The sequence below is a fragment of the Candidatus Pantoea multigeneris genome, assembly GCF_011752615.1.
GTDB lineage: Bacteria > Pseudomonadota > Gammaproteobacteria > Enterobacterales > Enterobacteriaceae > Pantoea > Pantoea multigeneris.
Genome location: NZ_VWXF01000004.1, coordinates 42,256 through 67,047, shown reverse-complemented (window position 1 = coordinate 67,047; position 24,792 = coordinate 42,256). Strand labels below are relative to the sequence as shown.

The 24,792-nt window shown below is 54.1% G+C and carries 28 protein-coding genes; 9 read left to right on the top strand and 19 right to left on the bottom strand.

Annotated elements, in window-relative coordinates; genetic code table 11:
• Entirely contained in the window at nucleotides 1–630 is a 630-nt protein-coding gene (locus F3J40_RS11145) for a hypothetical protein (RefSeq protein WP_167014600.1), read from the top strand.
• Here the strand turns inward: F3J40_RS11145 and F3J40_RS11140 are convergent.
• The 3 genes from F3J40_RS11140 to F3J40_RS11130 all read right to left on the bottom strand — a co-directional run bounded on the left by F3J40_RS11140 (nucleotide 627) and on the right by F3J40_RS11130 (nucleotide 3,525).
• On the bottom strand, nucleotides 627–1,463 hold the full coding sequence (locus F3J40_RS11140) for an aldo/keto reductase (protein ID WP_167014599.1): 837 nt from the start codon (nucleotides 1,461–1,463) through the stop codon (nucleotides 627–629). The genes F3J40_RS11145 and F3J40_RS11140 overlap by 4 nt on opposite strands.
• A complete protein-coding gene (locus F3J40_RS11135) occupies nucleotides 1,460–2,788 on the bottom strand; it encodes an NTP/NDP exchange transporter (protein ID WP_167014597.1) in 1,329 nt (442 codons plus the stop codon). Before F3J40_RS11135 ends, F3J40_RS11140 begins: the two co-directional genes overlap by 4 nt.
• A 158-nt stretch (nucleotides 2,789–2,946) precedes the next feature.
• The gene (locus tag F3J40_RS11130) at nucleotides 2,947–3,525 is read right to left on the bottom strand and encodes an XRE family transcriptional regulator (RefSeq protein WP_017348196.1); all 579 of its coding nucleotides are present in this window, start codon (nucleotides 3,523–3,525) and stop codon (nucleotides 2,947–2,949) included.
• A 63-nt stretch (nucleotides 3,526–3,588) separates the two neighbouring features.
• Here F3J40_RS11130 and F3J40_RS11125 point away from each other — a divergent pair, with 63 nt between their 5' ends.
• A complete protein-coding gene (locus F3J40_RS11125) occupies nucleotides 3,589–4,086 on the top strand; it encodes a GNAT family N-acetyltransferase (RefSeq protein WP_167014595.1) in 498 nt (165 codons plus the stop codon).
• A gap of 76 nt (nucleotides 4,087–4,162) precedes the next feature.
• Nucleotides 4,163–4,807, top strand: a complete 645-nt coding sequence (locus F3J40_RS11120) for a RipA family octameric membrane protein (protein WP_167014593.1) — start codon at nucleotides 4,163–4,165, stop codon at nucleotides 4,805–4,807.
• Nucleotides 4,808–4,840: 33 nt separating this feature from the next.
• Here F3J40_RS11120 and F3J40_RS11115 read toward each other — a convergent pair whose 3' ends face one another.
• The 3 genes from F3J40_RS11115 to F3J40_RS11105 all read right to left on the bottom strand — a co-directional run bounded on the left by F3J40_RS11115 (nucleotide 4,841) and on the right by F3J40_RS11105 (nucleotide 7,574).
• The gene (locus F3J40_RS11115; protein WP_167014591.1) at nucleotides 4,841–5,938 is read right to left on the bottom strand and encodes an alkene reductase; all 1,098 of its coding nucleotides are present in this window, start codon (nucleotides 5,936–5,938) and stop codon (nucleotides 4,841–4,843) included.
• Nucleotides 5,939–6,266: 328 nt separating this feature from the next.
• Nucleotides 6,267–6,533 (bottom strand): hypothetical protein, encoded by a 267-nt coding sequence (locus F3J40_RS11110; protein ID WP_167014590.1) that lies wholly within the window; start codon nucleotides 6,531–6,533, stop codon nucleotides 6,267–6,269.
• Between the two features lie 207 nt (nucleotides 6,534–6,740).
• Complete coding sequence (locus tag F3J40_RS11105) at nucleotides 6,741–7,574, bottom strand: oxidoreductase (RefSeq protein ID WP_167014588.1); 834 nt, start codon at nucleotides 7,572–7,574, stop codon at nucleotides 6,741–6,743.
• 108 nt (nucleotides 7,575–7,682) lie between these two features.
• On the opposite strand from F3J40_RS11105, the gene F3J40_RS11100 reads away from it, so the two are divergent.
• The 3 genes from F3J40_RS11100 to F3J40_RS11090 all read left to right on the top strand — a co-directional run bounded on the left by F3J40_RS11100 (nucleotide 7,683) and on the right by F3J40_RS11090 (nucleotide 10,435).
• Nucleotides 7,683–8,621, top strand: a complete 939-nt coding sequence (locus F3J40_RS11100) for an AraC family transcriptional regulator (protein WP_167014586.1) — start codon at nucleotides 7,683–7,685, stop codon at nucleotides 8,619–8,621.
• 133 nt (nucleotides 8,622–8,754) lie between these two features.
• A complete protein-coding gene (locus F3J40_RS11095) occupies nucleotides 8,755–9,477 on the top strand; it encodes an alpha/beta fold hydrolase (RefSeq protein ID WP_167014584.1) in 723 nt (240 codons plus the stop codon).
• A 262-nt stretch (nucleotides 9,478–9,739) separates the two neighbouring features.
• Nucleotides 9,740–10,435, top strand: coding sequence for a DJ-1/PfpI family protein (locus tag F3J40_RS11090; RefSeq protein WP_167014582.1), 696 nt, complete (start codon nucleotides 9,740–9,742; stop codon nucleotides 10,433–10,435).
• 82 nt (nucleotides 10,436–10,517) lie between these two features.
• Here F3J40_RS11090 and F3J40_RS11085 read toward each other — a convergent pair whose 3' ends face one another.
• Both F3J40_RS11085 and F3J40_RS24735 read right to left on the bottom strand, forming a co-directional pair.
• Nucleotides 10,518–11,033, bottom strand: a complete 516-nt coding sequence (locus tag F3J40_RS11085) for a GNAT family N-acetyltransferase (protein WP_167014580.1) — start codon at nucleotides 11,031–11,033, stop codon at nucleotides 10,518–10,520.
• 12 nt (nucleotides 11,034–11,045) lie between these two features.
• The gene (locus tag F3J40_RS24735; RefSeq protein WP_205297324.1) at nucleotides 11,046–11,264 is read right to left on the bottom strand and encodes a hypothetical protein; all 219 of its coding nucleotides are present in this window, start codon (nucleotides 11,262–11,264) and stop codon (nucleotides 11,046–11,048) included.
• An 88-nt stretch (nucleotides 11,265–11,352) separates the two neighbouring features.
• Between F3J40_RS24735 and kdoO the strand changes: the two genes are divergently transcribed.
• Nucleotides 11,353–12,270 carry a Kdo hydroxylase KdoO gene (gene kdoO / locus F3J40_RS11080; RefSeq protein ID WP_167014578.1) on the top strand — a complete coding sequence of 306 codons (918 nt, stop codon included), beginning with the start codon at nucleotides 11,353–11,355 and terminating at the stop codon, nucleotides 12,268–12,270.
• 71 nt (nucleotides 12,271–12,341) lie between these two features.
• Here kdoO and F3J40_RS11075 read toward each other — a convergent pair whose 3' ends face one another.
• From F3J40_RS11075 to F3J40_RS11045, 7 genes are read right to left on the bottom strand one after another with little or no spacing between them, the layout of a single operon-like run.
• Nucleotides 12,342–13,271, bottom strand: coding sequence for a hypothetical protein (locus F3J40_RS11075; protein WP_167014576.1), 930 nt, complete (start codon nucleotides 13,269–13,271; stop codon nucleotides 12,342–12,344).
• A 48-nt stretch (nucleotides 13,272–13,319) separates the two neighbouring features.
• Nucleotides 13,320–13,754: a hypothetical protein gene (locus F3J40_RS11070; RefSeq protein ID WP_167014574.1), complete on the bottom strand. Its 435-nt coding sequence runs from the start codon at nucleotides 13,752–13,754 to the stop codon at nucleotides 13,320–13,322.
• Nucleotides 13,754–14,752, bottom strand: coding sequence for a hypothetical protein (locus tag F3J40_RS11065; RefSeq protein WP_167014572.1), 999 nt, complete (start codon nucleotides 14,750–14,752; stop codon nucleotides 13,754–13,756). Before F3J40_RS11065 ends, F3J40_RS11070 begins: the two co-directional genes overlap by 1 nt.
• Nucleotides 14,753–14,756: 4 nt before the next feature.
• Nucleotides 14,757–15,026 (bottom strand): hypothetical protein, encoded by a 270-nt coding sequence (locus tag F3J40_RS11060; RefSeq protein ID WP_167014570.1) that lies wholly within the window; start codon nucleotides 15,024–15,026, stop codon nucleotides 14,757–14,759.
• Nucleotides 15,026–15,301, bottom strand: a complete 276-nt coding sequence (locus F3J40_RS11055) for a hypothetical protein (RefSeq protein WP_017348180.1) — start codon at nucleotides 15,299–15,301, stop codon at nucleotides 15,026–15,028. Before F3J40_RS11055 ends, F3J40_RS11060 begins: the two co-directional genes overlap by 1 nt.
• On the bottom strand, nucleotides 15,288–18,083 hold the full coding sequence (locus tag F3J40_RS11050) for an FtsK/SpoIIIE domain-containing protein (protein WP_167014568.1): 2,796 nt from the start codon (nucleotides 18,081–18,083) through the stop codon (nucleotides 15,288–15,290). Before F3J40_RS11050 ends, F3J40_RS11055 begins: the two co-directional genes overlap by 14 nt.
• Nucleotides 18,084–18,096: 13 nt before the next feature.
• The gene (locus F3J40_RS11045; RefSeq protein WP_167014566.1) at nucleotides 18,097–18,441 is read right to left on the bottom strand and encodes a hypothetical protein; all 345 of its coding nucleotides are present in this window, start codon (nucleotides 18,439–18,441) and stop codon (nucleotides 18,097–18,099) included.
• A 797-nt stretch (nucleotides 18,442–19,238) separates the two neighbouring features.
• Between F3J40_RS11045 and F3J40_RS11040 the strand changes: the two genes are divergently transcribed.
• Both F3J40_RS11040 and F3J40_RS11035 read left to right on the top strand, forming a co-directional pair.
• Nucleotides 19,239–20,732, top strand: a complete 1,494-nt coding sequence (locus F3J40_RS11040) for a UbiD family decarboxylase (RefSeq protein WP_167014564.1) — start codon at nucleotides 19,239–19,241, stop codon at nucleotides 20,730–20,732.
• A 106-nt stretch (nucleotides 20,733–20,838) separates the two neighbouring features.
• Nucleotides 20,839–21,282: a MarR family winged helix-turn-helix transcriptional regulator gene (locus tag F3J40_RS11035; RefSeq protein WP_167014562.1), complete on the top strand. Its 444-nt coding sequence runs from the start codon at nucleotides 20,839–20,841 to the stop codon at nucleotides 21,280–21,282.
• A 35-nt stretch (nucleotides 21,283–21,317) separates the two neighbouring features.
• Here the strand turns inward: F3J40_RS11035 and F3J40_RS11030 are convergent, their stop codons facing one another.
• The 4 genes from F3J40_RS11030 to F3J40_RS11015 are packed head-to-tail and all read right to left on the bottom strand — an operon-like array spanning nucleotide 21,318 to nucleotide 24,783.
• Nucleotides 21,318–21,542, bottom strand: a complete 225-nt coding sequence (locus tag F3J40_RS11030) for a hypothetical protein (protein WP_167014560.1) — start codon at nucleotides 21,540–21,542, stop codon at nucleotides 21,318–21,320.
• Nucleotides 21,539–23,239 carry a sodium:solute symporter family protein gene (locus tag F3J40_RS11025; RefSeq protein WP_167014558.1) on the bottom strand — a complete coding sequence of 567 codons (1,701 nt, stop codon included), beginning with the start codon at nucleotides 23,237–23,239 and terminating at the stop codon, nucleotides 21,539–21,541. The genes F3J40_RS11030 and F3J40_RS11025 overlap by 4 nt, the downstream gene beginning before the upstream one ends.
• A 33-nt stretch (nucleotides 23,240–23,272) precedes the next feature.
• Nucleotides 23,273–23,914 (bottom strand): nucleoside/nucleotide kinase family protein, encoded by a 642-nt coding sequence (locus F3J40_RS11020; protein WP_167014556.1) that lies wholly within the window; start codon nucleotides 23,912–23,914, stop codon nucleotides 23,273–23,275.
• Entirely contained in the window at nucleotides 23,911–24,783 is an 873-nt protein-coding gene (locus F3J40_RS11015) for a sugar phosphate isomerase/epimerase family protein (protein ID WP_240155429.1), read from the bottom strand. Before F3J40_RS11015 ends, F3J40_RS11020 begins: the two co-directional genes overlap by 4 nt.
• Between the last annotated feature and the right edge of the window lie 9 nt (nucleotides 24,784–24,792).

Genomic DNA, 24,792 nt, shown 5'->3' with positions numbered 1-24,792 from the left:
ATGTCCGATTTCCACGATTATCCCCCCGCGGCCCGCGATTACCTGTTACAACTGCACCAGGCGCTGAGCTTCGCGCCGCGCTATGCCACAGAAGTGTGTGCGGAAGTCGGCGATCACTTCATGGAAGCTATCGAATGCAGCGATCAACATCCTGACAGCGCTGCGTTAAACGCGACGCAACGCTTTGGCTCACCGCTGTTACTGGCAGCAGAGTTTTCTACCGTACTCATCACCCGCAAATTACGTCATACCCTGCTGCTGAATATGGCGGTAATGGTCGTGATGATCGTCGCGGTGTTCAGCTGTTTTGCCGGTCGCCAGGGTGGAGCCGGGGCCATCGCCGCCTGTTTAAGCGGCGCGGTTGCCTGGTCAGGACTGTTGCTGATTCAACGTAACCAACTCAGCGGCACACAGCTTTATCACTGGTTATGTACCCCGATGATCGCCTGCCAGATCACCTGTTTTGTGATGATTTTAGGTCTGGTATGGAACCTCACCCATTTTTCGGGTGGATCGCCACTGTGGGCGCTGTTTGATGTCACCGTCGTAGCCATGATGGCATTGCGGATGCTGCACCTGCGGCATCACAGCCGCAGGATGTGTCTGCTGTGGCGTCAGATGATGCCTTAACGGGTTTCCAGTGGCACTTTTTGCGTAGGGGGTGGGAACGCCACGTCCATAGCTTGCAAATCACCACTTTCCAGCGTTAACGCCAGTGCCTGCGCATTCTCGCGGATGTGCGCGGCCTCCCCGGACTCAGGGATGGTCAAAATGTTGTTTTGGCGAATTACCCACGCCAGCAAAACAGAAGATGGACCGGTGTGATATTTGGCCGCCAGCTGAGTAATCAGCGGATGGCGAAGCAGTGACGCGCCTTCCCCACCCAGCGGTGAGTAGCCCATCAGCCCTACCTTGTGCTGCGCTGCCCATGGCATCAAATCGAACTCGATCCCACGACTGGCCGGGTTGTAAAACACCTGATTCACCGCACAGTTTTCACCGTTTTCCACGGCAAACAGATCCTGCATATCGCTGACGTCAAAGTTGGAAACGCCCCAGGCGCGAATTTTTCCCTGCTGTTTCAGTTTCTCAAACCCTTCCACCGCTTCAGACAAGATGCTGCCGAAGCGCCAGTGCAGCAGGTAGAGATCCAGCGTGTCGGTCTGCAAGCGCTTCAGGCTCGCATTACATGCCCGCTCCATCATCAAACGATTGGCATTCCAGGGATACACTTTCGACACCAGGTACACCTTGTCGCGCAGTCCGGTAATGGCCTTACCAATCAGCGTTTCGGATTTTCCACGGCCATACATTTCCGCCGTGTCAATCAGCTTCATCCCAACGTCTAAGCCGGTACGTAACGCCGTGATCTCTTCCTGTTCGGTATGCCGTCCCTGGCCTAAATGCCAGCTTCCCATACCAATGGCAGGCAGCGCCTGGCCCGTGATGTTGACTGTTTTCATGCGATTTCTCGTGTTTTCGGGTGAATAGTGTTGGCTTCAAGCCGCTGCTGACGCCGTCCCAGCCACTGGCTGTTTGCCAGCCAGACCAGCGAAACCGGGAGCGCCAGCCACATCAGCGTTGCGGCGGGTAACCCCAGTGAACCGGAGAGTGTCCAACTCCAGGCACCGACCTGATCGCCAGCGCGATACACGGCGGTATCAATAACGTTCTTCGCTTTGTACTTGTCTTCGCGGCCCAGCACGGTAAACAGCACCTCACGTGCCGGACGAGCAAAAGCAAAGTTGCCCGCGCGACGCAATACGGAAAAGGCAATGACCGAGGCCATCACCGGCCACAGAGAGAGTGAAAGGAATCCCAACAGAGAGAACAGCGGCAGTAATCCCAGCACTACCGGTGTGCCATAGCGTTGCAGCAGACGGCTGGTGAGAAAAATCTGCGAAAACAGCGTAAGCAGATTAACCACCAGATCGGTGGCGGCAAAGAAGGTGGTGCGTTGGCTATCCAGTTGAAACCACTGATGTACCAGCTCCGCCTGACGAAAATAGAGCAGCGTCGAGGTGATGGAATAAAGCAGCATGTAGAGGCAGATATTCAACAGGTAGGTGGATCGAAAAATCGCCAGAATACCTGACCAGATGCTGCCCCCCAGCGGCTGTTGCACCTCTTGCGCTTCTTGCTGTGCCAGATGGGTGATCCGACACAGGCGACCGGCACAAAACACCGACACTTCCAGCAGCACTGCGGCGATCAGCAACAACCCACTGGTGCTGAGATGATGAGCCAACAGTGTCGCCAGTGCAGAACCCCCAATGGCCCCCAGCGTCGCCCCTGCGGCAATCAGCCCGAACAAGCGAGTGGCCCTTTCTCGCGAGAACAGATCGGAGACCAGTGACCAGAATACGGACACCACATACAGATTAAACACCGAGACCCAGACAAAAAAGATCCGCCCTATCCATACGCGCTGTGACGCGGGTAGCCAGTACATTAGCGCGGCGAAAATCAGCAGATGGAGCAGGAAAAAACGATACACCCACGGAATAAAGCGCTGGCGTGGCAGATAACGGGATAAAGCAGCAAAAGGCAGATTCAGACATAACATGGCAACCAGCGTCGCGCTAAACAGCCACTGTAAATTGCGCACGCCACCATCGATCCCCAGGGTATCGCGCACCGGGCGCAGTACGTAGTAACAGCAGAGTAAGCAAAAAATATACAGCACGCTCCAGAGCAGCGCCCGCACCTCTTCAGGGCGGACGCCAGCAAACAGGGGTTTTTGCGCTGGATTCTTAGCGGCATTGGGGGCGACGGCAGATTGGGACATCTTCACTCCTGTGTAATCAAAAGGCAGACTCACTGTCTCACTTATACCTATACAATCTAGGTATGTGAGTCAGTGCTGTCAATTGATTAGCGCAGCTTTGAAGATGCGAGAACTTATCTCTATGAATTTAAAATATTATTTCCTTGTAAGCGAACCTGTCAGTGGTTTTTCAGTACCATGACCGCATAGCGACATGCGGTATCGGACGGATTTATAAACACGCAGTCCATGGGATCGCCCAATTCCAGGCAGTCACCACAGTGCAGTTCATGCGTCACTGTCCCCTCTTTAAACCACAGCGTCCCTTCCAGCACCCAAATGAGCTGACGGCGGGAAAAATACGAGATGGCAGGCATCGCTATCTCTGTTCGCGCAGGAAGATCCACATTCACCACATCCAACGGGATGTTGCCTGGTGAGACATGACGACGCACATAACCGGTTTGCGGATCTTTCCATACGGGTTGCTGCTGGTGTTTAAGCAAAGTCCCATTTTGCATTTCACTCTGCGCAATCAACTGCGACATACTCATATCGAACGCGCCGGCAAGACGTGAGAGTAATACCGCCGTTGGGCTGCTTTCACCCCGCTCCACTTTATGGATCATCGCGCGTGAAACGCCGGAGTGCTGCGCCAGATCGGTTAGCGACCAGCTACGCTGCTCACGCTCAATACGCACGCGCTGGCCGATGCGTACGTTAATGTCATCTTCTTTACTGGACAATTCATCTAACATAGTGGATAACTACCATAGTAAAACTTTTATCCACTATAGTGAATGGTCAGTGAGGTGTCCACGATGTTAATCAGGCAGGCCCGTGAATCCGACGCAGTCGTTATTACCCCTATTTATAACCATGCGGTGCTGCATACCACTGCGATCTGGAATGATACCCCCGTCGATGTGGCTAACCGTCTTCAATGGTTGAAAGATCGCCAGGCCACCGGCTATCCGCTGTGGGTAGCCACTGACGATCGGGATCAGGTGATTGGCTACGCCACCTATGGCGACTGGCGGCCCTGGGATGGCTACCGTTTTACGGTTGAGCATTCGGTCTATGTACACCCAGACGCGCAGGGCCAGGGCGTAGGTAAACGACTGATGCAGCAGTTGATCGCCTCAGCCAGAGAACAAGGCAAGCACGTGATGGTGGCCGGCATTGAATCGGGCAATACTGGGTCGATCATTCTGCATCAAAAACTGGGGTTCACTGAGAGCGGCACCCTGCGTGAAGTCGGCACCAAGTTTGGCCGCTGGCTGGATCTCACTTTTATGCAGTTGAAACTGGGCGAATAAAGTCACCTGCGTAACTGGATTATCTCTCCCTGCTCGCTACAATGGCGGCTTCGATATTGAAACGGCAGGGAATCAGGTGAAAATTAACGTAGAACAGGAAGATGCGGGTTTTATTCAGCGCTTTTTTGCACAACCCACAGCAGAGGTTGATCCGCAGTCTGAACAAGGTGAACGTCTGCGCCACGCGCTGAATAATGCCTATCAACAACAGCGGTCTGAAACCGATCGTGAATGGAAAACCAGCCTGACCTTTATCGTGCTGTTTCTGTTTTTATATATTTTACTCGGCGCTTCACTCACGCTGAACCTGTCACCCAAACCCGGCGATCGCAAAACCATTGAGATCGCCCTGGAAGCGGTTCCCGTTCTGCTCTCATTCTCCGGTTTCTTTGTTTCGGTGTTGTTCGTCTTTTTTGCCCGTGGCTGCGCTCGCCGCAAAAGCAACTGGGAACGTACGTTAGGGGTGCTGGAAAAATACAGTGGCGGAGAGATGTACAACCAGACGCTGCAACGGGGTGCTACCACCACCGATTATTCACTCTCCGCCATTAATATTGCCCTGGCGCTGTTTATTTGTGTCACCTGGGTGGTGATGTACAACTATTTCACCTTCACCACCAGTGGGGTGATCGGCAGCGTGATTTCACTGTTTATCACCACCATGGTGTACGTGATTCTGGATATTCAGCTGTTGAAATCTTCCCGCGCTCAGGCTGAATAACCCTATTCCCCGCAGGTATGCGGGGAATTTTCCCTACCCGGCGTTAGGGTAATCGGTATAGCCTTTGCCGTCGCCGCCAAACAGCGTGGACATATCGGCAATCGGTGCCAGCGGCAAGTGATGTGACAGCCGCGCAGGTAAATCAGGGTTGGAAACAAAAGGCCGACCGAAAGCCACTAAATCCACTAATCCCGCCGCCAGATAGCGTTCCGCTTTCTCCTGAGTGTAATTCCCGGCGACAATTAAACGTCCGTTGAAGGCTTCACGGAGCTGATGGCGGAAAGGTTCGGGCACTATAGGTGCATCATCCCAGTCCGCTTCGGCGAGGTGGATATAGCCAATCCCCTGCCCGCTGCACCACTTCGCCAGGGCCAGAATGGCGTCAATCGCCTCTGGATCGTTCATCCCTCGCTGTGTAATAAACGGCGCCAGACGAATACCGGTGCGTTCGGGGCCAATGGCCTCGCTGATGGCCGTCAGCAGTTCCTGCGCAAAACGAATCCGGTTTTCCAGCGCGCCGCCGTATTGGTCAGTACGATGATTCGACGTGCGGCGCAGGAACTGATCCACCAGATAGCCATTGCCGCCGTGGACTTCAATCCCGTCAAACCCCGCTTCAACCGCATTCAGGGCGGCCTGACGATATTGCGCAATCGCACGCTGGATATCCTGGTGCGTCATCTCGCGGGGCACCGGGCAATCAATCATCTCACCCTGCCCGGCAGCGTTAACAATCCACACCTGGCCATCAAACGGAATGGCAGAAGGTGCCAATGGTTTGCCATCCGCATGAAAACTGGGGTGCGACATCCGCCCCACGTGCCACAGTTGGCAAAAAATCGCGCCGTTGGCAGCGTGTACCGCTTCCGTCACCTGCTGCCAACCGGCGATTTGCTGCGCCGAGTGGATACCCGGCGTCCAGGAGTAGCCCTGTGCTTCAGGCGCAATTTGCGTGGCTTCAGTGACAATCAGCCCTGCGCTGGCCCGCTGCGCATAATATTCTGCCATCAGCGCGGTCGGCACATTGCCTGGCTGCGCGGTGCGGGCGCGCGTCATCGGGGCCATCACGACGCGGTTTTTCAGGTGCAGAGCGCCGAGTTCAAGAGATTGCAGGAGTTTTTGCGTTGCCATAGTGATACTCGCTGTTAACAATGGATTTAGGAGCCAAAGTAGCGATGGCCATTAAGCGAGTAATAGACATTCGATGCGCAGCCAAAAAAACCGCACATCTGGTTAATTCAGCCAGTGCTTATTGGCTGACTCGGCGACGTTTTCGATCGTAGAAATAGAGTGCGGGAAAATAAACCAAAGATAACCAGGCAGTCAAAAGATTACTGGTCTTTACCGGTTCATGAAGGATAAATTCATTCACTGTCAAATTCACCGCATTAGCAATCTGAAGCGCCATAACCAGAATGAAAATAACCGTGATGGTACGATGAGATGGCTTAAACATCCGTTACCTCGGGTGAGTTGAGAAGTAAAACTTTATGACCGGCAAGAAAATAATAGCCAGCGTGGTCATCACTGCCACGGCATGTTTCTCTGCTTGATTATCACGTAACCTTGCAATAATTCCCGCAATCACCCCCGCCAGAATGACCATCACATAGAGGGATAAAAAACGCGGTGAAAGTAGTGAGGCCGTGCTGGGCAGCGAAAAGGAGAACAGTGCCCCCATCCCTGCCACCACTAACGGCGTTTTATAAGCCACCATACCCTGCATTTTACTGTCCTTAATAAAATCATTGTGGGTGCGTTATCGTATCAATACGCCTGTAAGAAATACAAATCTTATATCTGGAATAAAACCCCTCACTTTATTCCAGAAAGGCATTAATATTTTACAGCAAAATAGCAGATAATTTTTACCCCCTGAATTTGTAAGGGGAAATAATCCCGCTTCGCGTCAAAGCGGGCTTTATATTTAGGGTTAGCCATCGGTGGAGCGGCTGACATCTTCCCATGCATCTATCTGCTGATTTAATGCTGTCAGCTTTTGGCGTACCAGATGCAACGCATCACTGCCTAATAACAAATGTGCGGGTGGACTTGGGTTTTCCATCAACGCCAATATCACCTGTGCGGCTTTCACCGGATCGCCCAATTGCTTGCCACTTTTTTCCTCGCGCGCCTGGCGAATGGGATCAAATAAGGCGTCATAATCAGTGATGCTCCGCGCACTGCGCACCATCGAACGGCCCGCCCAGTCGGTACGAAACGATCCCGGAGCCACCGCCGTCACCGCGATATTGAACGGGGCCAGTTCCTGACTTAATGTTTCTGATATCCCTTCCAGGGCAAACTTACTGCCACAGTAATAGCTGATACCAGGCAGCGTGATGAAGCCGCCCATTGAGGTGATATTGATGATGTGTCCCCGACGCCGTTGGCGCATAAAGGGCAACACCGCTTTGATCATCGCCACGGCACCAAAGACGTTCACATCAAACTGGCGGCGCAATTCATCCAGCGAGGACTCTTCCATCACCCCCTCATGACCGTATCCGGCATTATTGACCAGGACATCAATTGGACCGATGCGACTTTCAACATCCGCAATAACCGCATCGATAGCGGAAAAATCGGTGATATCCAGTTCACAGGCAAACGCATTTTCCGCATGCAAAGCCTCAAACGTCGTTTTTGCCGAGGCATTACGTACAGTACCAATCACCCGATAGCCACTGGCTAATGCCACCTGCGCCAGCGCGCGGCCAAAACCACTGGAAACCCCAGTGATGAATATCGTTTTTAGATGAGACATTGATAGCACTCCATAAGTAAGCAGGTAGTGCATGATATTCTCACCATGGGTATGCTATAAGGCCTTATCTGATGAATTGATTGCCCAATCTTATGAGGGCGCTGTTTTATGATGCCTGAACACGCACAACAGCAGATGGTGAATCTGCTTAAAAAGCTCGCCCCGCAGGAGGGTTACAATCTCACGGCCCTCTCTGATGTGCGTATCCTGCGCTCCGATCGTCCGCTGGCCCGCACCCCCGTGCTGTATGACCCTGGCATTGTGATCGTTTGCCAGGGTTCGAAGCAGGGATTTTTTGGCAATCGGGTTTATCTCTATGATGAACAGCACTATCTGGCGGTGTCCGTGCCGGTGCCTTTTACCATGGAAACGGTAGCCTCGGCGGAGCATCCGTTGCTGGCAATCTATATGCATCTGGATTTCAACGTTGCGACGGAGTTGCTGTTGCAGTTAGATCAGCAAGAGATCCCGTATGAAACCAAAGCGGCCCAGAGCATGATGTCGAGTCTGATGGATGAGGCGTTGCGGGAGGTGATTCTGCGCTTTCTCAACGCTATGAATCATCCGCTGGATGCGGCCATTCTTGGGCCGTCATTGGTGCGTGAGATTTATTATCGCGTTTTGACTGGCCCACAGGGCAGCGCATTGCGGGCCGCCCTGAATTTACAGGGTCACTTTGGCAAAGTGGGCAGGACGCTGAGCTATATGCACGCAAACTATGTGCAACCGCTGACGTTGAGCCAACTCGCCGCAGTGGCCGGCATGAGCGTACCCACATTTCACACCCATTTTAAGAGCATCACCCACCAGTCACCGATGCAATACCTGAAATCAGTGCGTTTGCATCAGGCGCGTATGTTAATGGTACGTCAGGAGATCACTGCCTCTGCCGCCTGCTATGCCGTAGGCTACCAGAGCGCTTCGCAGTTTAATCGCGAATTCAAACGCCTGTTTGGCCTCCCCCCGGCGGAGGAGATTAAACGTATGCAGCGCAACTTCGCCGTACCGCCGGCCCAGTTGGCTTCGGCGTTTGTTTCTTCGCATTGAAAGTTAACCTCACGTCGAAAAGATCAGCTTCAGGAGGCAGGTTATGTCTGTTTCAGATAAACCGCCTAAACTTGGACCTTATGCTTTGTGGTATGTATACTTTTCATCCACATAAGGAATGTAAGGAAGAGAGATGAACCGGACGTCAGAAGTACCTCAGTTATCTTATTGTGCAGCCGGAAAAGGCCCTTTGGTCATTATGCTCCATGGCCTTTTAATGGATGGAAAATCCTGGCAAGAAAATGGCTTTATTTCCGCATTTAGCCCCTCCTTTTCCGTTGTTTGTCCGGATCTTATTGGCCACGGAGAGAGCGATAAACCCGCAATTCAGGAATGGTATACCCGAGATAATCAGGCATTAACGATCGTCAACCTCATGGACGAATTGGGTTATGAAAAGGCACATATCATCGGCTATTCCTCAGGTGCCTGGTTGGCAACCGGATTGTTAGCGTTGTATCCAGAAAGAGTGGAATCCGTTGTTTTAGGCGGATGGGATTGCACCCAGGGGATGCCAGAATCACTGAGCTTCGAGATTTTTATGGCTTATGCCCATGAAGTAGCGCCACAGCTCACTCACTCAATGTCACCTGCCGATGAAAAAAGTGTCGAATACTTTTTCAATGAACTCAAAAAGCAGACAAAAGGTGATGATAAATTATTGATGCAGGGTATCCCCGCCTTAGTTTGGGCAGGCACCCGCGATCCTTATTATGCGCCGATGGCGGAATTAGCAGAAAAACATGCCATTCCATTGATTTCAGGCCAGGGTGATCATTTGAGTGAAGTCAATACACCTGATGGCTCAACGATTGGCAGGATTTTGAAGTTTATTAAAGATCGGAGCGTGATTTAAAGAAAGTATGTCAATTTTGCCGCAGGCGTCCTACTGATCCTGTTTTCATTACATAGCCAGATTCACTAAACCACCGGCGAGAATTGAACCTTAGCTCACGGGAATATCAAAGCTTATTCCCCAAGTTTTGCCACGACGCCAGCACCAGCTAAAAGCATACGAATTTACTGCTGGCAAAGCCGAAAGCGGAACCTGTTGCCAGTGTAGACTTGCCTTTGCTGAAGTAAACGTCATGATAGGTCTTTACGTTAAGAGGGATACCATGAGTGATTCTACCAGTACGTCTATCGGGCTACTCCTTTTCCCGGCGCTAACTCAACTTGATCTGACTGGCCCGTTTGAAGTTTTCGCACGAGCGCCAAACACTAGCGTTCATCTCATCTGGAAAAACCTCGACCGGGTCATTTCTGATCGGGGTATGGCGATACAGCCAACAACGACATTCGAGGCATGCCCAAAACTGGATGTCATTTGTGTCCCTGGCGGCCCCGGCCAGATAGACCTGATGGAAGACGAAGAAGTCCTTTCGTTTATCCGTACTCAGAGTGAACAAGCAAAGCTGGTAACTTCAGTATGCACAGGTTCGCTGGTGCTGGGTGCCGCCGGATTGCTTGAAGGATACAGGGCAACGACGCACTGGGCCTCTCTGGAACAGCTTGCATTATTAGGTGCAGAAGCAGTGAATGAGCGCGTAGTGCGTGACCGCAACCGTATAACAGGTGCAGGTGTAACTTCAGGTATCGATTTTGCGCTTAACGTGGTGTCCGAAATGTACGGCAGTGACATAGCGCAGAATATTCAGCTGCATATGGAATATGACCCCGCCCCCCCCTTTAACTGCGGCTCTCCACGTACAGCATCCGCAGAGCAGCTAAGAAAAGCGCAAGAACAGGTTGCACCATTTATTGAAAAGCGGTGGCAGGCCACTTTAAAAGCCGCTGCCCGGCTTAAGAAATAAGTGCATTGAGAAAGAGTAAAACTACCTTTTCAATATTCAATGCCTGCTTTTTCACTTAGCAGGCATGACCCTGACTCATTATTCAATCAGGACTGAAAATGCTGAGTTCATAGACTATACATGGCTCGTCGTAATGCCTTTCTATTGCTTTGTAAGTCATTCCCAAACGCTGCATGACTCGATGTGAGGGCGTATTTTGCGGATCGGCAACAGCCACTAAATAAGTGGCACCGATCCGTTCAGCCGCAAAAGCAATAATCGCTTGCGCGGCTTCCGTCGCATAACCTTTGCCATGATGTTCAGGGATAAGCCGCCAGCCGATTTCAAAGGGTGCTCCCTCTACGTTTGCCAGGTGCTGAAGACAACCTGCGCCAACAATTGATCCAGAAACCTTATCTTTGATAGCCCACCACGAAAACCCATATTTCTCCCAGCGGCTATGAACACGTTGGATGCTTTCCCGGGTTTCTTCAGGCGTTTTAACTATCCCTTTGTTGATATAACGCATAACGCTGGGATCGCTATCCATGGCTCTAAGGCCTTCATAGTGTGAGTTCTGAAAGGGTTCAAGCCGTAAACGTTCGGTTTCCAAATCCATATGATATTTCCTTTAATGATCACAGGCGGGGAGAATATCCAGGTCATCGCCTGCTCTTACCCGCGTTTCAGACGTTTCTGCAAACACTAACACATCGGTATGAGAAACGAACAGCCCAAGGGGATCATATTCCTCAACGGCCAACCCCTTCACCTCTCCTTCCTGAGCAACGCGCTGCTTCTGGCCGTGAGCTCTAAAGCGCTTCTTAAACGATAGATGAACATGATTCATTGAGGAGGTATCTGTTCATTTGGGCTGGAAATAATAGCACTTAAATTTAAAAACACGTTTGAAAAATACCTTAAGTTATGTGCTATGAATGAGCGAGGATATAAACGTGCCCAGTACTGAAAATTTTTATAATAATACTGTTTTGTCGCTACCTCTTGCGAACTGGAGCGGTAGTCCTGATCTTCCGATGTCGGCGGTTAATGCACTTGAGACAGGAAAAGTCATCTTCTTACCTAACCTCAGCTTTTCACTGAGCCGTGAAGAGTTACAGTTACTTGACCCCGCAATCGTTGATCCAAAACGTAAAAATATCAGTTATCAGCCGCTGAAAAAGAGAATTGCAGGGGTAGCCACCAAAGAGCACGAGTCCGCTATTTCTGCACTCCTGGAGCGGCATCATCAAGCGTGCCTGCAATTGATTAAGGCGATCTTTCCCGAATACCAACAGACACTGCACACCCCGACGAACAGCCTGCGGCTGCATCCGGTAGCGCAATGGACAAATAACACGTCATGGCGGAAAGATGATCGCCGCTTGCATGTTGATGCGTTCCCGTCACGCCCTAATTATGGCGAACGTATTTTGCGTATTTTCACCAATATTAATCCAGGCACAGAGAATCGTTCGTGGCGGGTAGGAGAAACATTTCCGACGCTGGCACAAAAATTTTTACCACGCCTGAAAAGCTACTCTCCGTTTCTCAGCAAACTGCAAAATAGCGTTGGCATCACCAAAAGCCTCCGAAGCCATTACGACCACTTAATGCTTCAGCTGCACGATGCCATGAAAGCAGACGCGGATTATCAGAAAAACGGTCCCCAGATTGCCATCGAATTCCCACCCGGCAGCAGCTGGGCCTGTTTCTCAGATGGCACCCCGCATGCCGCTATGGGCGGACAATTTATGCTGGAACAAACGTTTCTGTTGCCCGTAAACGCCATGCAGGACCCTAAGCACGCACCGCTGAAAATCCTTGAGTCATTAATGAATAAGCCTTTGATTTAAAAGGCTCGCATTTATCCAGCAAGCAGACGTGAGATCCCCCTGGCTGTAAACCACCAGGGGGGCAAATAGCTTCAACGCGGATTCAGCTGTTCTTCCATCCTCTCTGCCAACGGCAGCAAGTGCCCTTGGGCGTGAATGGCAAAGGTTGCCAGCCGCACCTCACCCTCACCCTGCACCTGTGCCAGGGAGGTCGCAAACGTCTGATAATGCGCGCTGGCGGTCAGCGCGCTTTGCTGCGCCATCAGGCTGCTGTAAAGCCCCAGACCGGCTATTAACGTAATACCCAGTGAAGCCAGCCGCACCCGTCGCTCCTGCTGCGGCAGCAGTGTGGCAATCAGCCGTCCGGCAAGCAGGATCAGGCTCAGCGCATTAAGCAGGATCAACACGCTACCCAAGGCAACCGTCAGTCCACTGCTGTAGATCAGCCCCATCACCTGGCGCTCGGTTTCCCGATCCCACTTCAGCGGCCGCGCTTTCAGCGGAGTGGTCACACCGCTGGCCAGTTGCAGGCTACGTAATGCCAGCAGTTCGCCGTCCGGCACCGTCTGGTCCTTAACGCCGAAGATAGCGGCCAGCTCCGGTAGGGACTTGTTAGCCAGCAACTTATTAACACCGAACACAGTGCTCTTCTGCGTAGAAGTCATTTCCGCCACGCGATCGGAGATAAAATGCAGTACCCAAACCTTGGAAGACCAGGTCGTGCCCGCAATCAGCGTGAGCGCCAGCAGGATAATCGCCAGCCCGTGCGCCTTAATGCGTTTCAGCAGAGGCTCAAAGACCAGCGTGACCAGCAGAAGCAGCGTGCCGCTGGAGGCCATCAGCCAAAATATCAGCGGCGTGTTGCGGAAAAAATGGATCTCACGGGCGTCGTACAGCGCGGTGAGCGCAAAAGCCAGCCACAGCAGTGTGACCAGCATGAGCACCAGGTTAAGCGAAAACGCCGTCCAGGATCGGCGAACAGCGGGTTGCGTCAGCTGATCGTCGAGCGGAGAGAAAGTCATGAGCAGTCCTTTATGGGAAAAAATCCGTGGGAAGAGAATGAAGCCGCCTTAAACGGGCGGCGTACCCAGCGAACCAATCAGATGTTCAGCATCACTGGCGCTGTATTCAGCGTTCTGCATCGCCATTGCGGCACGTTCGGCGTAGTCGCTGGCACGCTGTTGCAGCATCAGCGATTCAGTGGTGACCTCTTCCAGTGCACTCATCGTCGATCGCGCCTGATGCAGATGATCCTCACCATTACCGATCGCCTGCTGCGCTGCATGCAAGTTCAGGCGGGCACGCTTGAGAATTTCCACCGCCTCCCAGGATATCTCATTGAGGCCCGGCTGATGCGCTTTCTGAAACTCCAGCGAACGGCTGTCATTCCAGCGGCGCAGCAACTCTCTGGACTCATCGTGGTACTGATTAACCTGATGAGAGAACAGCATGGTGTGTTCCTCCACCAGGTTATAGATCGACTGAATCTGCAGGGATGCGTCCATTACAGGCCCCCTGTGCTGTTGATTTGGCGCAGCGCTTCAAACGCATCACCCAGCTCTTCACGAGCGCGCCACTGGCGGCTCTGATACTCCTCCAATGCGCCCTCAAAGGCGTAGTGTCCCTGCAGCGCATCGGCGACTTCATCTTCCGCCTGCGTGGTGTGCTGGCTGGCGGTCTGATGCTGTTCGCTCATCTGCTCTGCCAGCCTGCTGCCGTGCTGTGCTTGCTGCCAGGCTTCATCTGACCACTGTAACGCTTCACGCGCGCTGTGGCTGGCCTGACTGGCACGATCGCGTGCCTGGTCAGCGTAATGCAGCGCCTGTTCGGTTTTATTCACCCCCTCTTCGCAGCGACGGTGGCGATGAAGCGCGTCGTTCAACCTGGCGATGGCATCCTGCAGCAGCGCCTTACAGTGATTAAGCCGCTGCTGGGCGCTCTCAACCTCGCGCATCGCGCTGTTGACCCCTGAGGCTTCCGAACTGCAGTTGGGCTCCACACGTTGCCCTTTCGAATCGGTCGTGTAAGAGCTCGTACAGCGGTTATAAGCACTGCGGGCGTAATTCAACGCATCTTCAGCACTGCTGTAGCGCAACTGTGCAGTGGTCACCTGACCCTCAGCGTGCGCCTGGGCAGTACGGCACTGCGCAACCAGCTGCACCGCGCGGTCAAGCGCCGCCCGCCACTCTGCGCTGGCACGCTGGCAGCGCAGATAGACGTTGGCCGCATGGCTGTGGGTCTGCGCTGCACGTTCTTCCGTGCTGTTAGCCAGCTCACGCACCGCGTGGCTTTTTTCCTGTACGTCGTGCAGATGCTGGGTAGCATCGTCGATCTGACTGGAGACCAGCGCAACGCCCTCTTTAAAATCGGCCACTACGTTGTCTGCGCGGTGGAAGTGGCCCTTGTTCTCCTGCTGCACCACGTTAAAGTTGCGGCTCCAGTCCATCAGCTCCTGCTCGATCTGGTCGATAAGAAACTGGGCTTCACGCGGGGTTTGTGTCATTCCGTTAACCCTCTGATTGAGAATGTGCTGTCAGTTGTTCAAGGATGGCGTCCAGCCGCGGCAGAATAAGATGCAGGCGCTGCGCCTGCTGTTCAGCGCGCCGACTGGCACGTTGAAACTGCTGGTGAAACGCCTCAGCGCTCTCCCCCTGATAGGCCTGGCGCAGTCGATGCCAGGCAGTAATCAGGTTTTCATGGCGGAGCTCAACGTCTTGCAGGCGGCGGGCGATGTCATCACGATAGCTGCGCAGCTGTTCGATCTGTAGCGCGCTCATCAAACTTGTCCCCGCAGATAGCTGGCAATCTGCCGCAGCTTAACGGCCAGATGTTCATCCAGCTCAGGAGCGTCGGTTTTCAGATAGGCATCATTTTCAGCCATGCACTCTTCAAGAAGCACGGCGGTAGCCTGATGCTGTTCATCGCACCACAGGTCGCGCAGCAGGGTAAAGCCCTCTTGCAGGCTCTTCTGCTGACCGCTCAGCGCCTGGTGGAATGCCTCCAGCTCACGCTGGAGGTTTCTCATAAGCGGATAGCTTTCATTCAGTGACAAAAGAGACTCCAGTGAATGTGCGATCCAGCATCTGTTGCAGCAGCTCGCGGGTCTGCTCACGGCCGATGTCGTGGTTGAAGGCATAACTGCTGAACAGGTTACGCGCGCGGTCGCCCTTCACCAGGTCAACGTACATCGCCGCCAGCGGATGCTCGGTCATCTCTTCAATCTGCGTGGCAGCCAGCGAGGCGAACAGCGTCATGGAGTCATCGGCACTGAGCTGCTGCACCACGCGGTGGATAAAGTCGCGGCCATCGCGAGAAGGGTTCATAAAGCTCTGCAGCGCGGGAACCGACTCGGCGGAGATGATCACATGGCGCGAACGGTCACTGCCGCGACGGAGCAGGTCACGCCACGTTGCCCACAGGCCACTTTCCGGCGCGCCGTAAGGGTCATAACCATCAACCAGCGCGTTAATACGGTCAGGCTCACAGACAACCAACAGCCCCTGACGGGTATGGGCGGCGTCAGCAAATGCGGTAAGCGCCGCTTCCGCGCCCTCGGCGTCAGCGATGGTCACATTCGCACCCAGCCCCTGCAGGTACTCTGCGGCGGTACGCACAATGCCGCCACCCGGCAGATAAGGGTCCAGCGCATCGATCACCGTCAGGTCAATCTCCTGCGGCGCGACGGTCGAAGGCAGGCCAATGATCATATTCGCCAGCATCGCCGCACGCAGTTCGGTACGGGCACCGACCATCAACAGGTTCTGGCCACGGCCGCGACGCAGGGTGCAGAGCGCGTGGGAACGCACATCGAAGTTACGCCCCAGCCACAGTCCAATCGGCTTGCCAGAAGGCGTCCACATCCGTTCTTCAAAGCCGCCGTCGCGCAGCGGCGTGGCGGCAATGCGCTGCAACTCTTCCACCGATGGCGGAGCGAGTTGGTACTTCATCACAAAGGCGTTATCGGCCAGGGTGCTTGCCATGGTGCCGTCCAGCATTATCGGTCGTGGTGCCTGCGGACCTGCATGGGCGACGATGCCCTCAATCACCGTTTCCAGCGTTTGCTGGCTGTCGTCAGCACCCTGCCCGTCATCGCGTCGTGCCAGGCGTGCAACGGCACCACGATGGTTGTCACCATCACGGCCAGACTGCGCATTAATCACCAACTCACCAGAGGCCGCGAGATCGCGGATCAGGCGTTTACCTTCAGCGCCAAAGGCGGAGATGGTCTGGATATAATCCTGCGCCAGTGAGAGTGAGGCACGCAGGTGGATCTCATTGAAGTTGCTGCTGCGCATCCCCTCCACATCAAAGCGCTGTGCGCACAGCAGCAGGTGAGTACCGGCCGCACGTCCCATGCGCAGGATCGGCCCGAGTTCGTCCATTCCCGCCTGGGGATCGCCTTCGAATATCAGCTGATATTCGTCGATGATCATCAACATACGCGGTAACACCTTGCCGGTTTTACTGCGGTAAGCCGCGAGATTATTCACGTTCTCATCTTTGAACAGCTCGTAACGGCGCTTCATTTCGGCATGGAAGTCAGCCAGAATCTTACGTGCGATCGCAGGGCGAGTGCGTAACGAAACCACTTCTGCGTGCGGCAAATCCTTGTAGAGCTTGAACTCGACGCCATGTTTGGCATCCAGCAGGTAGAGCTTTAGCTCTTCCGGCGAGTAGCGGCTGGTCAGGCCAGAGATAATCACGTGCAGCAGGTGCGATTTACCGGAGCCGACCTGACCGGCGATCACGCCATGAGCCACTTCACCGGAGGCATGGTGCTTACCAAACAGGATGTTCAGACGCTCACCGACCGGCGTCTCAATACGCTCGGCGGAGCTGGCTGACATCATTTCATCTGCGCTCGCCAACGCGTTAAAGCTGTTGCTGCTCTGCTGGCGGTTGCTGGCACCGGCCTGGTCGAGCAGTTTCTCAATCTGTTCATGGCTGGCGAAGTCTGGGATCAGCAGCCCACTCTTTTCACGACAGTCAATGACCACCGAATTCTCAAACGCTTTCATATCGAAGTCGCGTGGCAGAGGGGATGAGGTGTTGTACTCCAGCACCATATGGCGACCGGCACGTGGGCCAGAAACGCCGATGCGCGTCAGCAGCTCCAGCGCACGCGGCTCGCGCTCGTAGGCCGACGGGAAGTCAACCACGGCGACGATCTCAAAGGATTCACCGGAGCGGCTCTCTTTCGGCAGATCGAGGAAACGCCCCGCGCCACCGACGACGCGCTGGTTAATACGCTGGATATCCTGAGTGATGGTGTTCAGGGTTTCGCCGATGGTATTCCCGGCCTTGCGCGTGCGCGGCAGGCTGGCCTCAAACGGGAAGGTCGCCCCGAGGCCTTTCGGGTCAAATAAGGTAAAGGTCGAGCTACCGGGCAGCAGCGTGGCGGTACGCAACACGATATCACGCTGCAAAGCGCGTGAACGCTCAAGGCTCTCGTTGTCAGTGAGCAGGATCACCGCACCCTCCGCCCGCAGCAGCGGTTGGTAGATCACGCGGAAAGCGTATTTCCCGTCAGGTTTCTGAATCGCCACCTGGCCGTAAAGGTAGTACTCCAGCGGCGTGGGGTCGTTGTCTGCCTTGAACAGATCCCAGAATTCGCTCGCCCACGGTGCGCACAGCGGCAGCGGTATCTGGTCATACAGCGCTCTGACTCGCGCCTCTTCGGTGGCAAACTGTCGGTCCAGATCCGGCTTCAGCAGCGGGATGGTGCTTTGCAAAAAGCCTACCTGTTTACGGATATTCCCTTCCAGTGCGTCAATCGACTGGCGAGTTTTAGCAAGTTCCGCACGCAGCGCGGCGGAGCCGGATGTTGAGTTCATCGACTTTTCCCAATCAGAAGACAAGATAGAGTACCCACAGCACAACGATGCCACAGATGATCAGCTTGGTTTTTTTCTGGCGTTCGGCTTTTTCAGCCTGTGCCAACTGCTGTGTTAACTGATGGTAGTGGCTTTGCTGCTGGTTTAGCTGCTCGCCGAGCTGGCCAAGGGTAGCCACTGACTTTTGCACTTCAGCAAAGTCGAGTTGCTGCGCTTCTGTCGGGTTAGCCGTGCTGAACTTACTGAAATCATTTGCGAGTTTATCGGCAGCAGCTTTGGTGCGCTGGTACTGCTGCTGTGTCGCTAGCACGTCCTTAAATGAGTTGCTGAACTCGTTAACCAGTTGTGATTGTTGCATTGTCAAAATCCCTGTTCTGCAATGAAACGGCATCCCGTTATTCGTTAAATCAGCAAGTTAAACCTGCCTTTTTCGCCGGTCCGCCGGACGGGGTAAAACCACTATAGATACGTAACGCACTCTGGAAGCCCATAATGACGCCCCGCCAGAGGGTCACCAATCACCTTATAGCGTAAAAAAACCGTTAAATATTGCTAACTGAAGTAACTAACGTCAAGGAATAATTCTCATTTGGCGTTTTAAGGAATTTCTTAACTGGAGGTCGACCGGGTTGCAGAAAACGCTCATATAAAGGACAGAAAAATCCCATTTTTTTTACACCTCCTTTGACCAAAACATGCTGGCGACTTTTCAATCAGTTATCGCTTATTTGCTCTCTCTTTACGGCCTCTGCGCTGCACATTAACGACGCATTTTGTAAGCAAATAGTTCAGTTTTATTGACGATTAACCACAATGATATTAATGTGCGTGCACAAGCACATAGTTGGTTTTCATTAAAATTCAGTGCTGAAACAGTTAAATGGCGTCATTATTAGAATTTACCAACATCAGGGATATTTATTAATAAAGACGTTGGGGCGGTAGCAGGCAGATAAGCCCGCACCACACCTGACCGTGAAACAATAATACCCCCTCACTGAAGCGGGTGCCGGATGGCCGTTTGCCGCCCAGCCCCGCCTCAGTATTTTTTTCGGTGCGACGAAGTGTGTACGAGCCGGATGCAGCGCCCTACCTTGCCTCATGCTTTCCCCCTCGCCGTAACCCCCAATCCAACCCTACCCAGCTGGAGAAGCTATGAGTCTCAGGGACAGTGCGCTCGACTTACGTTGTTTTTTGCAGGAGCTCAAACGACGTGACGACCTGACCGAAGTGAATGTGGAAGTGGATGCAGACCTGGAGATCGCGGCAATTTGCCGCCAGGTATATGAAAAACGTCTGTCTGCCCCGTTGTTTAACCAGATAAAGGACGCACTGCCTGGCAGCCGTGTTCTGGGTGCGCCAGCAGGCATGCTGCGCGACAGCGCAGTGGAGTACAGCCGTCTGGCGCTGCACTTTGGTTTACCCGCAGAAACCCGCCCACAACAGCTGGTGCAGACGATTCGTCAGGCAATGAAAGCCACCCCAATCAAGCCGCGCCAGGTCGCTAATGGCCCGGTCAAACAGCATCGCTGGCTGGGTGATGAGGTGGATTTAACGCGTCTACCCGTACCCATGCTGCACCAGCAGGATGGTGGGCGCTATATCGGCACCTACGGTTTCCACGTGGTGCAATCCCCTGATGGCAACTGGGATAGCTGGAGTATTGGCAGGCTGATGCTGGTGGATGGCAAAACCCTTGCAGGCCCCACCTTTCCGACCCAACATATTGGCATGATCCGCGAAATGTGGACGCAACAAGGCAAAGCCACCCCCTGGGCGTTTGTGCTTGGCGCGCCGCCCGCCGCGATTGCCGTTGCCGGAATGCCGTTGCCCGCGTTTGTCAGTGAGCCCGATTACATCGGCGCACTGCTGGGTGAGCCGCTGGAGGTGGTGCAGGCCGAAACCAACGCATTGTGGGTGCCTGCCAATGCGGAGATTGTCATTGAGGGTGAAATCAGTCTTGAAGAGACGGTGATGGAAGGGCCGATGGGGGAATACCATGGCTATCAGCGTGATACCGGTAAGCTACAGCCCGTGTTCCACGTTACCGCCGTGACCTTCCGCGAGCGCCCTATTCTGCCGATCTGTGTGGCTGGCGTGCCTGCTGAAGAAAATCACACTATCTGGGGAACCATGATTGCCGCTCAGGTGCTGGAAGACCTTCAGCAAGCCGGGTTACCGGTTGAAATGGCGTGGTGTTCGTATGAAGCTGCTTCCTGCTGGACCGTTCTGGCGATCAACACGCAAAAACTGGCTGAGATGCGCACCAGCGCAAAAGCGCTAGCGGACCAGATTGCCCATGCCTATTTCGACTCCCACGCCGGTTATCTGGTGCCAAAAGTGATCGTTGTCGGCGACGATATTGATATCACCCGGATTGAAGAAGTGGTGTGGGCTTTGGCTACCCGTGCGCATCCGCAGCACGATTATTTCCCCTACCCCGATAAACCCGGCTTCCCCCTGGTACCCTATCTGAATGCTGCCGATCTCGCAGCGGGTAAAGGCGGCAATATGGTGATCAATTGCCTCTACCCTGAGCAGTTTGAGGGCAAAATGCGTGCGTCAACCGCTTCCTTTGCCCACAGCTATCCAGACGCGTTGCAACAACAGGTGCTGGACCGCTGGCAGGAATATGGCTTCAACCGCTGAGTCGTTTAAGCCCGGTTTGGCTGACCGGGCTGGACGCATCTGGCGAAAGGCACTAGTATTATTTCCTTTTAAATCAGGGACATTTCCTGAGTGATTTGACGTTAACATGACAAAATTTTCTGCGACTGGACTACCGCTCAGTCCGATATTTTCTATCACTAACATCACGCGTAACCGCGAGCGCTACCTCACGGGTGCGCTGGCATCGATTGGACTTACGCTGGCGGAGTGGCGCGCGCTGCGCATCATGCACAGTTTCGCTGAGGCGATCCCCATGGGCGTATTGATTGCACACTCGCAAACTGACCGTTCCGCACTGGGCAGAACCGTTGATCGGCTAGTGCAGCGAGGCTGGGTGGAACGCATTCCCGATCCCAATGATAAACGGGCTTTTCTGGTGCGAAAACTATCCAGCGCAGATGAAATCTTTGAGCGGGCCTTCCAACTGGTGGGCGCATTTGATGCCACTCTGCAAGTCGAACTGACACTGGAAGAACGGGCCGTATTGCGTGGCGCGCTAGAAAAAATAGAGCGTCTCTCAGACCAGTAAAGAGACGGCCCACGCGGATGGCGTGGGCCATCGCGTTAATGCAGCGGTTGTATCCGTTTCCACCACCAGAACAGTACCGCCACCACCAGCATCGCGATACCAATCCAGAGGTTAATCGGCATCCCTTGGGCTTTTTCCAGATCCTGCGGCGTATCCAGCCAGCCCACCAGGGTTAAAATCAGTCCATACACCCCAATCACCCAGCTAATTAGCGTCCGTAGGTCAAATAAGCGACGGCTGGCGTCTGAAGATCCACTCATAGTTGACTCCTCCAGTGCATAATCCATAAGGTCAGCGCCACCACGGCAACCAGTATCAATCCGCCCATCACCACAGGTGAACGATACCAGGGCACGGCAATCTGCGCTTCATGGGCATCCGGTGAGTTCGGGTCGGCCAGGCCCCAAATCAATCCGCGCAACTCTTCCCGCTGACGTGGCGCAGTGAATAATGTGATCACTAACGTCACCACTGCGGTACAAACAAAGGCGGCAATCGCCCCGTAGAAGTTTGCCATTTGCGCACTAAAACGTGCCGGTTCCATCATCCCGCCCTGATAGAACCAGGCCATGTGCGGCGCGGCAAAGTGCGCGATGGCGGCTCCAATACTGCCTGCCAACATGCCACAGAATGCCCCCCAGGGTGAGGTGCGCCACCAGATCACCCCAATCAGGAAGATGGTGAACAACGGGGTGTTAAAGAAGGAGAACAGCATCTGCATGTAGTTCTGGATGTTGTTATAGGATGCGGCGATAAATGCCGTGCCCACACTGGCCACAATCCCCACCACGGTAGCGATACGTCCCACATTAAGGTAGTAGCCATCGCTGCGGTTTTTTGCCAAATAGGGCTTCCAGATATCCCAGGTGAAAACGGTATTAAAACCACTGACGTTAGCCGCCATACCCGCCATAAACCCGGCAATCAGTGCCGTCACCGCCAGTCCCAGAACACCATTGGGCAGCAGAGTCTGCATCAACGCCGGAATCGCATTGTTGAAGGCAGGCCCGCCAGATTTACCCAGTCCAGGGATCAGCACCAGCGCAATCATGCCCGGTAATACGGTGAACAGCGGCAGCAGCAGTTTTGGCATCGCCCCAATCACCGGCGTCATACGCGCTGCGTTGAGGCTTTTGGCGGATAAGGCACGCTGAATTTCTGCGAAGTTAGTGGTCCAGTAGCCAAACGCCAGCAGGAAGCCTTCCCCCATCGCAATACCGATCCAGTCACCGAGTGGATTGCTCCAGTGCCCTACTGAAGTGCTTTCCCAGGTATTCAGATGCGCAGCGGGCAGATGCTGCGCCAGGCCACTGAAGCCGCCAACGTGATGTAATCCGATGATCACAATCGGTGCCAGGCCAAACAGGATGACAAAAAATTGCAGGACTTCGCCGTAAATTGCCGCCGACAGCCCACCCAACACGATGTACAACAACACAATAAACGCCGATACCGAGATGGATAACATCAGCGGCCAGCCCAGCAGTAGTTGCACGATCAGCGCCAGCGCATAAAGGTTAATCCCGGCGATCAGGATCTGCGATACGGCAAAAATCACCGCATTGAGTAAATGTGTCGCCGGATTAAAGCGGCGACGCAAATATTCCGGCACGCTGTGTACGCGGGATGAGTAATAAAACGGCATCATCGCCACACCGAGGAAAATCATCGCCGGTATCGCCCCAATCCAGAAGAAATGGATCGCCGATGCTCCATACTCAGCACCGTTGGCGGCGTTGCCGAGGATTTCCAGCGCTCCCATATTTGCGGAGACAAAGGCCAGGCCACAGATCCAGGCTGGCATACTCCGCCCTGAGAGGAAAAAATCACCGGCAGTGCGCGTGGCGCGCTTAACTAACAGCCCCAGCACAATAATCACCGCAAAATAGATCAGTGGAAAACTGTAGTCGAGCAGCGAGAGATGCAGCAACGCCTCTCCTGATGTTGAAGCCTGCATAGAAAACCCCTTTTTTGCAGGAAGTAAGCGCGATCAGTCGTTCAGCGTCAGGCAACGATCGGCACGAGTGCGACTGGCAATGATGCGACTGGCGTTAGGGAGATCCGTTTGAGCAATCCAGTCCCTTGCCGCCTGCTCGCTGCGCCCAAACTGCATATGACGTGTGAGCAGACGCTGAAATTCCAGCTCTTCATCCACATCGAGAAACCAGCAACTGTCGAGCAGCGCGCGCACGCCCTGCCAGGGTTCATCGCTGAGCAGCAGATAATTGCCTTCGGTAATGACCAACGGAATATCGCCCGCCACACCAATTTCACCGGCAATCGGTTCTTCAATTTCACGATGGAAAGCGGGCGCATAGACCCGGCTGTCATTGAGTGGCTGGCGAAGCCGACGCAATAAGGCCTGATAACCGGCGCTGTCGAAGGTATCGGGCGCGCCTTTGCGCCCGGCGCGGTTTAAGCGTTGCAGCTCAAGGTTGGCCAGATGAAAACCATCCATTGGGACCACAACCGCCTGACCCGGCAATGCCTCACACAGGCGCTGGGCGAGGGTTGACTTGCCGCTGCCCGGTGCTCCGGCAATCCCGAGGATCTGACGGCCGCCTCGCGCCAGTAGCTGCTGGCAATCTGCCAGCAGTTGGTCAAACGTGACCTGCTCTGAATAGACACTCATGCGCCTTGCTTCCTGCTGGCTTGCAGATGCCCATCAATAAAGCGACGCGCATGGCTGGCCAGGTCGAATCCATCGCTCCACAAATTGCGCCAGATAGAGAGATCGACCGAAAGGCCGCGTGACACCACCGCAGATGAGAAGCTCTCAAAGGCAATCGGCCCCTGGTAGTTAATGTGCGCCAGTGCATGGAAGAAGCTCGAGAAGTCGAGATGACCTGAACCCAGGTAGCCGCGATGGTTTTCACCAATGTGTACATAACCGAGTTTATCGCCACACGCCAACACCGGGCTGTAGAAATCCGCCTCTTCGATGTTCATATGGTAGATATCCAGGTGTACTTTCAGCTGTGGCGAGCCAACCTGCTCAAGAATTTCCAGTGCCTGTTCCGTGGTGTTTACCACGTTACTTTCATAGCGGTTGACGATCTCCAGCCCCAGCGTGATGTCATACTGCGCCGCGCGATCGGCCACCCGTTTCAGGGAGTCCACCACGTTACGTCGCCCCTGCGCGCTGACCGGCTGCTGATATTTGCCGAAGGCGCTGTAGAGGCCCCCACACAGGTACTTCGCACCAATACGTGAAGCCACTTGCAGGCTCTCTTCCAGCAGTTGCACACCGCGCGCGACCACAACCGGATCTTCGGAAGAGACATCCGCATCAAAGGCCAAACCTCGTGAACAGCTCACGCCCATTTTCTCCGCCACCAGCAACTCGCGCAGGCCATCCTGATCGAAATCAGTCAGGTCATGAAGCGAAAGCTCAATAAAATCATAACCCGCACGTTTGCTCTCCGTTACAATTCGCGCTACTGATTTTGGCGTGAGATCGCCAGCCCATACCAGGGCATGTACACCAACAGGATTCATCATCTTCTCCAT

Excerpts from the sequence above, each read along its gene's own strand:
- F3J40_RS11030 (WP_167014560.1), bottom strand. The coding sequence starts at position 21,542 with ATGAGTGGATCTTCAGACGCCAGCCGTCGCTTATTTGACCTACGGACG.
- F3J40_RS11040 (WP_167014564.1), top strand. The coding sequence starts at position 19,239 with ATGAGTCTCAGGGACAGTGCGCTCGACTTACGTTGTTTTTTGCAGGAG.
- F3J40_RS11045 (WP_167014566.1), bottom strand. The coding sequence starts at position 18,441 with ATGCAACAATCACAACTGGTTAACGAGTTCAGCAACTCATTTAAGGAC.
- F3J40_RS11025 (WP_167014558.1), bottom strand. The coding sequence starts at position 23,239 with ATGCAGGCTTCAACATCAGGAGAGGCGTTGCTGCATCTCTCGCTGCTC.
- F3J40_RS11115 (WP_167014591.1), bottom strand. The coding sequence starts at position 5,938 with ATGGCAACGCAAAAACTCCTGCAATCTCTTGAACTCGGCGCTCTGCAC.
- F3J40_RS11075 (WP_167014576.1), bottom strand. The coding sequence starts at position 13,271 with ATGACTTTCTCTCCGCTCGACGATCAGCTGACGCAACCCGCTGTTCGC.
- F3J40_RS11105 (WP_167014588.1), bottom strand. The coding sequence starts at position 7,574 with ATGTCTCATCTAAAAACGATATTCATCACTGGGGTTTCCAGTGGTTTT.
- F3J40_RS11125 (WP_167014595.1), top strand. The coding sequence starts at position 3,589 with ATGTTAATCAGGCAGGCCCGTGAATCCGACGCAGTCGTTATTACCCCT.
- F3J40_RS11020 (WP_167014556.1), bottom strand. The coding sequence starts at position 23,914 with ATGAGTGTCTATTCAGAGCAGGTCACGTTTGACCAACTGCTGGCAGAT.
- F3J40_RS11135 (WP_167014597.1), bottom strand. The coding sequence starts at position 2,788 with ATGTCCCAATCTGCCGTCGCCCCCAATGCCGCTAAGAATCCAGCGCAA.
- F3J40_RS11060 (WP_167014570.1), bottom strand. The coding sequence starts at position 15,026 with ATGAGCGCGCTACAGATCGAACAGCTGCGCAGCTATCGTGATGACATC.
- F3J40_RS11085 (WP_167014580.1), bottom strand. The coding sequence starts at position 11,033 with ATGGATTTGGAAACCGAACGTTTACGGCTTGAACCCTTTCAGAACTCA.
- F3J40_RS11140 (WP_167014599.1), bottom strand. The coding sequence starts at position 1,463 with ATGAAAACAGTCAACATCACGGGCCAGGCGCTGCCTGCCATTGGTATG.
- kdoO (WP_167014578.1), top strand. The coding sequence starts at position 11,353 with ATGAGCGAGGATATAAACGTGCCCAGTACTGAAAATTTTTATAATAAT.
- F3J40_RS11035 (WP_167014562.1), top strand. The coding sequence starts at position 20,839 with ATGACAAAATTTTCTGCGACTGGACTACCGCTCAGTCCGATATTTTCT.
- F3J40_RS11145 (WP_167014600.1), top strand. The coding sequence starts at position 1 with ATGTCCGATTTCCACGATTATCCCCCCGCGGCCCGCGATTACCTGTTA.
- F3J40_RS11065 (WP_167014572.1), bottom strand. The coding sequence starts at position 14,752 with ATGACACAAACCCCGCGTGAAGCCCAGTTTCTTATCGACCAGATCGAG.
- F3J40_RS11070 (WP_167014574.1), bottom strand. The coding sequence starts at position 13,754 with ATGGACGCATCCCTGCAGATTCAGTCGATCTATAACCTGGTGGAGGAA.
- F3J40_RS11100 (WP_167014586.1), top strand. The coding sequence starts at position 7,683 with ATGATGCCTGAACACGCACAACAGCAGATGGTGAATCTGCTTAAAAAG.
- F3J40_RS24735 (WP_205297324.1), bottom strand. The coding sequence starts at position 11,264 with ATGAATCATGTTCATCTATCGTTTAAGAAGCGCTTTAGAGCTCACGGC.
- F3J40_RS11015 (WP_240155429.1), bottom strand. The coding sequence starts at position 24,783 with ATGATGAATCCTGTTGGTGTACATGCCCTGGTATGGGCTGGCGATCTC.
- F3J40_RS11130 (WP_017348196.1), bottom strand. The coding sequence starts at position 3,525 with ATGTTAGATGAATTGTCCAGTAAAGAAGATGACATTAACGTACGCATC.
- F3J40_RS11090 (WP_167014582.1), top strand. The coding sequence starts at position 9,740 with ATGAGTGATTCTACCAGTACGTCTATCGGGCTACTCCTTTTCCCGGCG.
- F3J40_RS11050 (WP_167014568.1), bottom strand. The coding sequence starts at position 18,083 with ATGAACTCAACATCCGGCTCCGCCGCGCTGCGTGCGGAACTTGCTAAA.
- F3J40_RS11095 (WP_167014584.1), top strand. The coding sequence starts at position 8,755 with ATGAACCGGACGTCAGAAGTACCTCAGTTATCTTATTGTGCAGCCGGA.
- F3J40_RS11110 (WP_167014590.1), bottom strand. The coding sequence starts at position 6,533 with ATGCAGGGTATGGTGGCTTATAAAACGCCGTTAGTGGTGGCAGGGATG.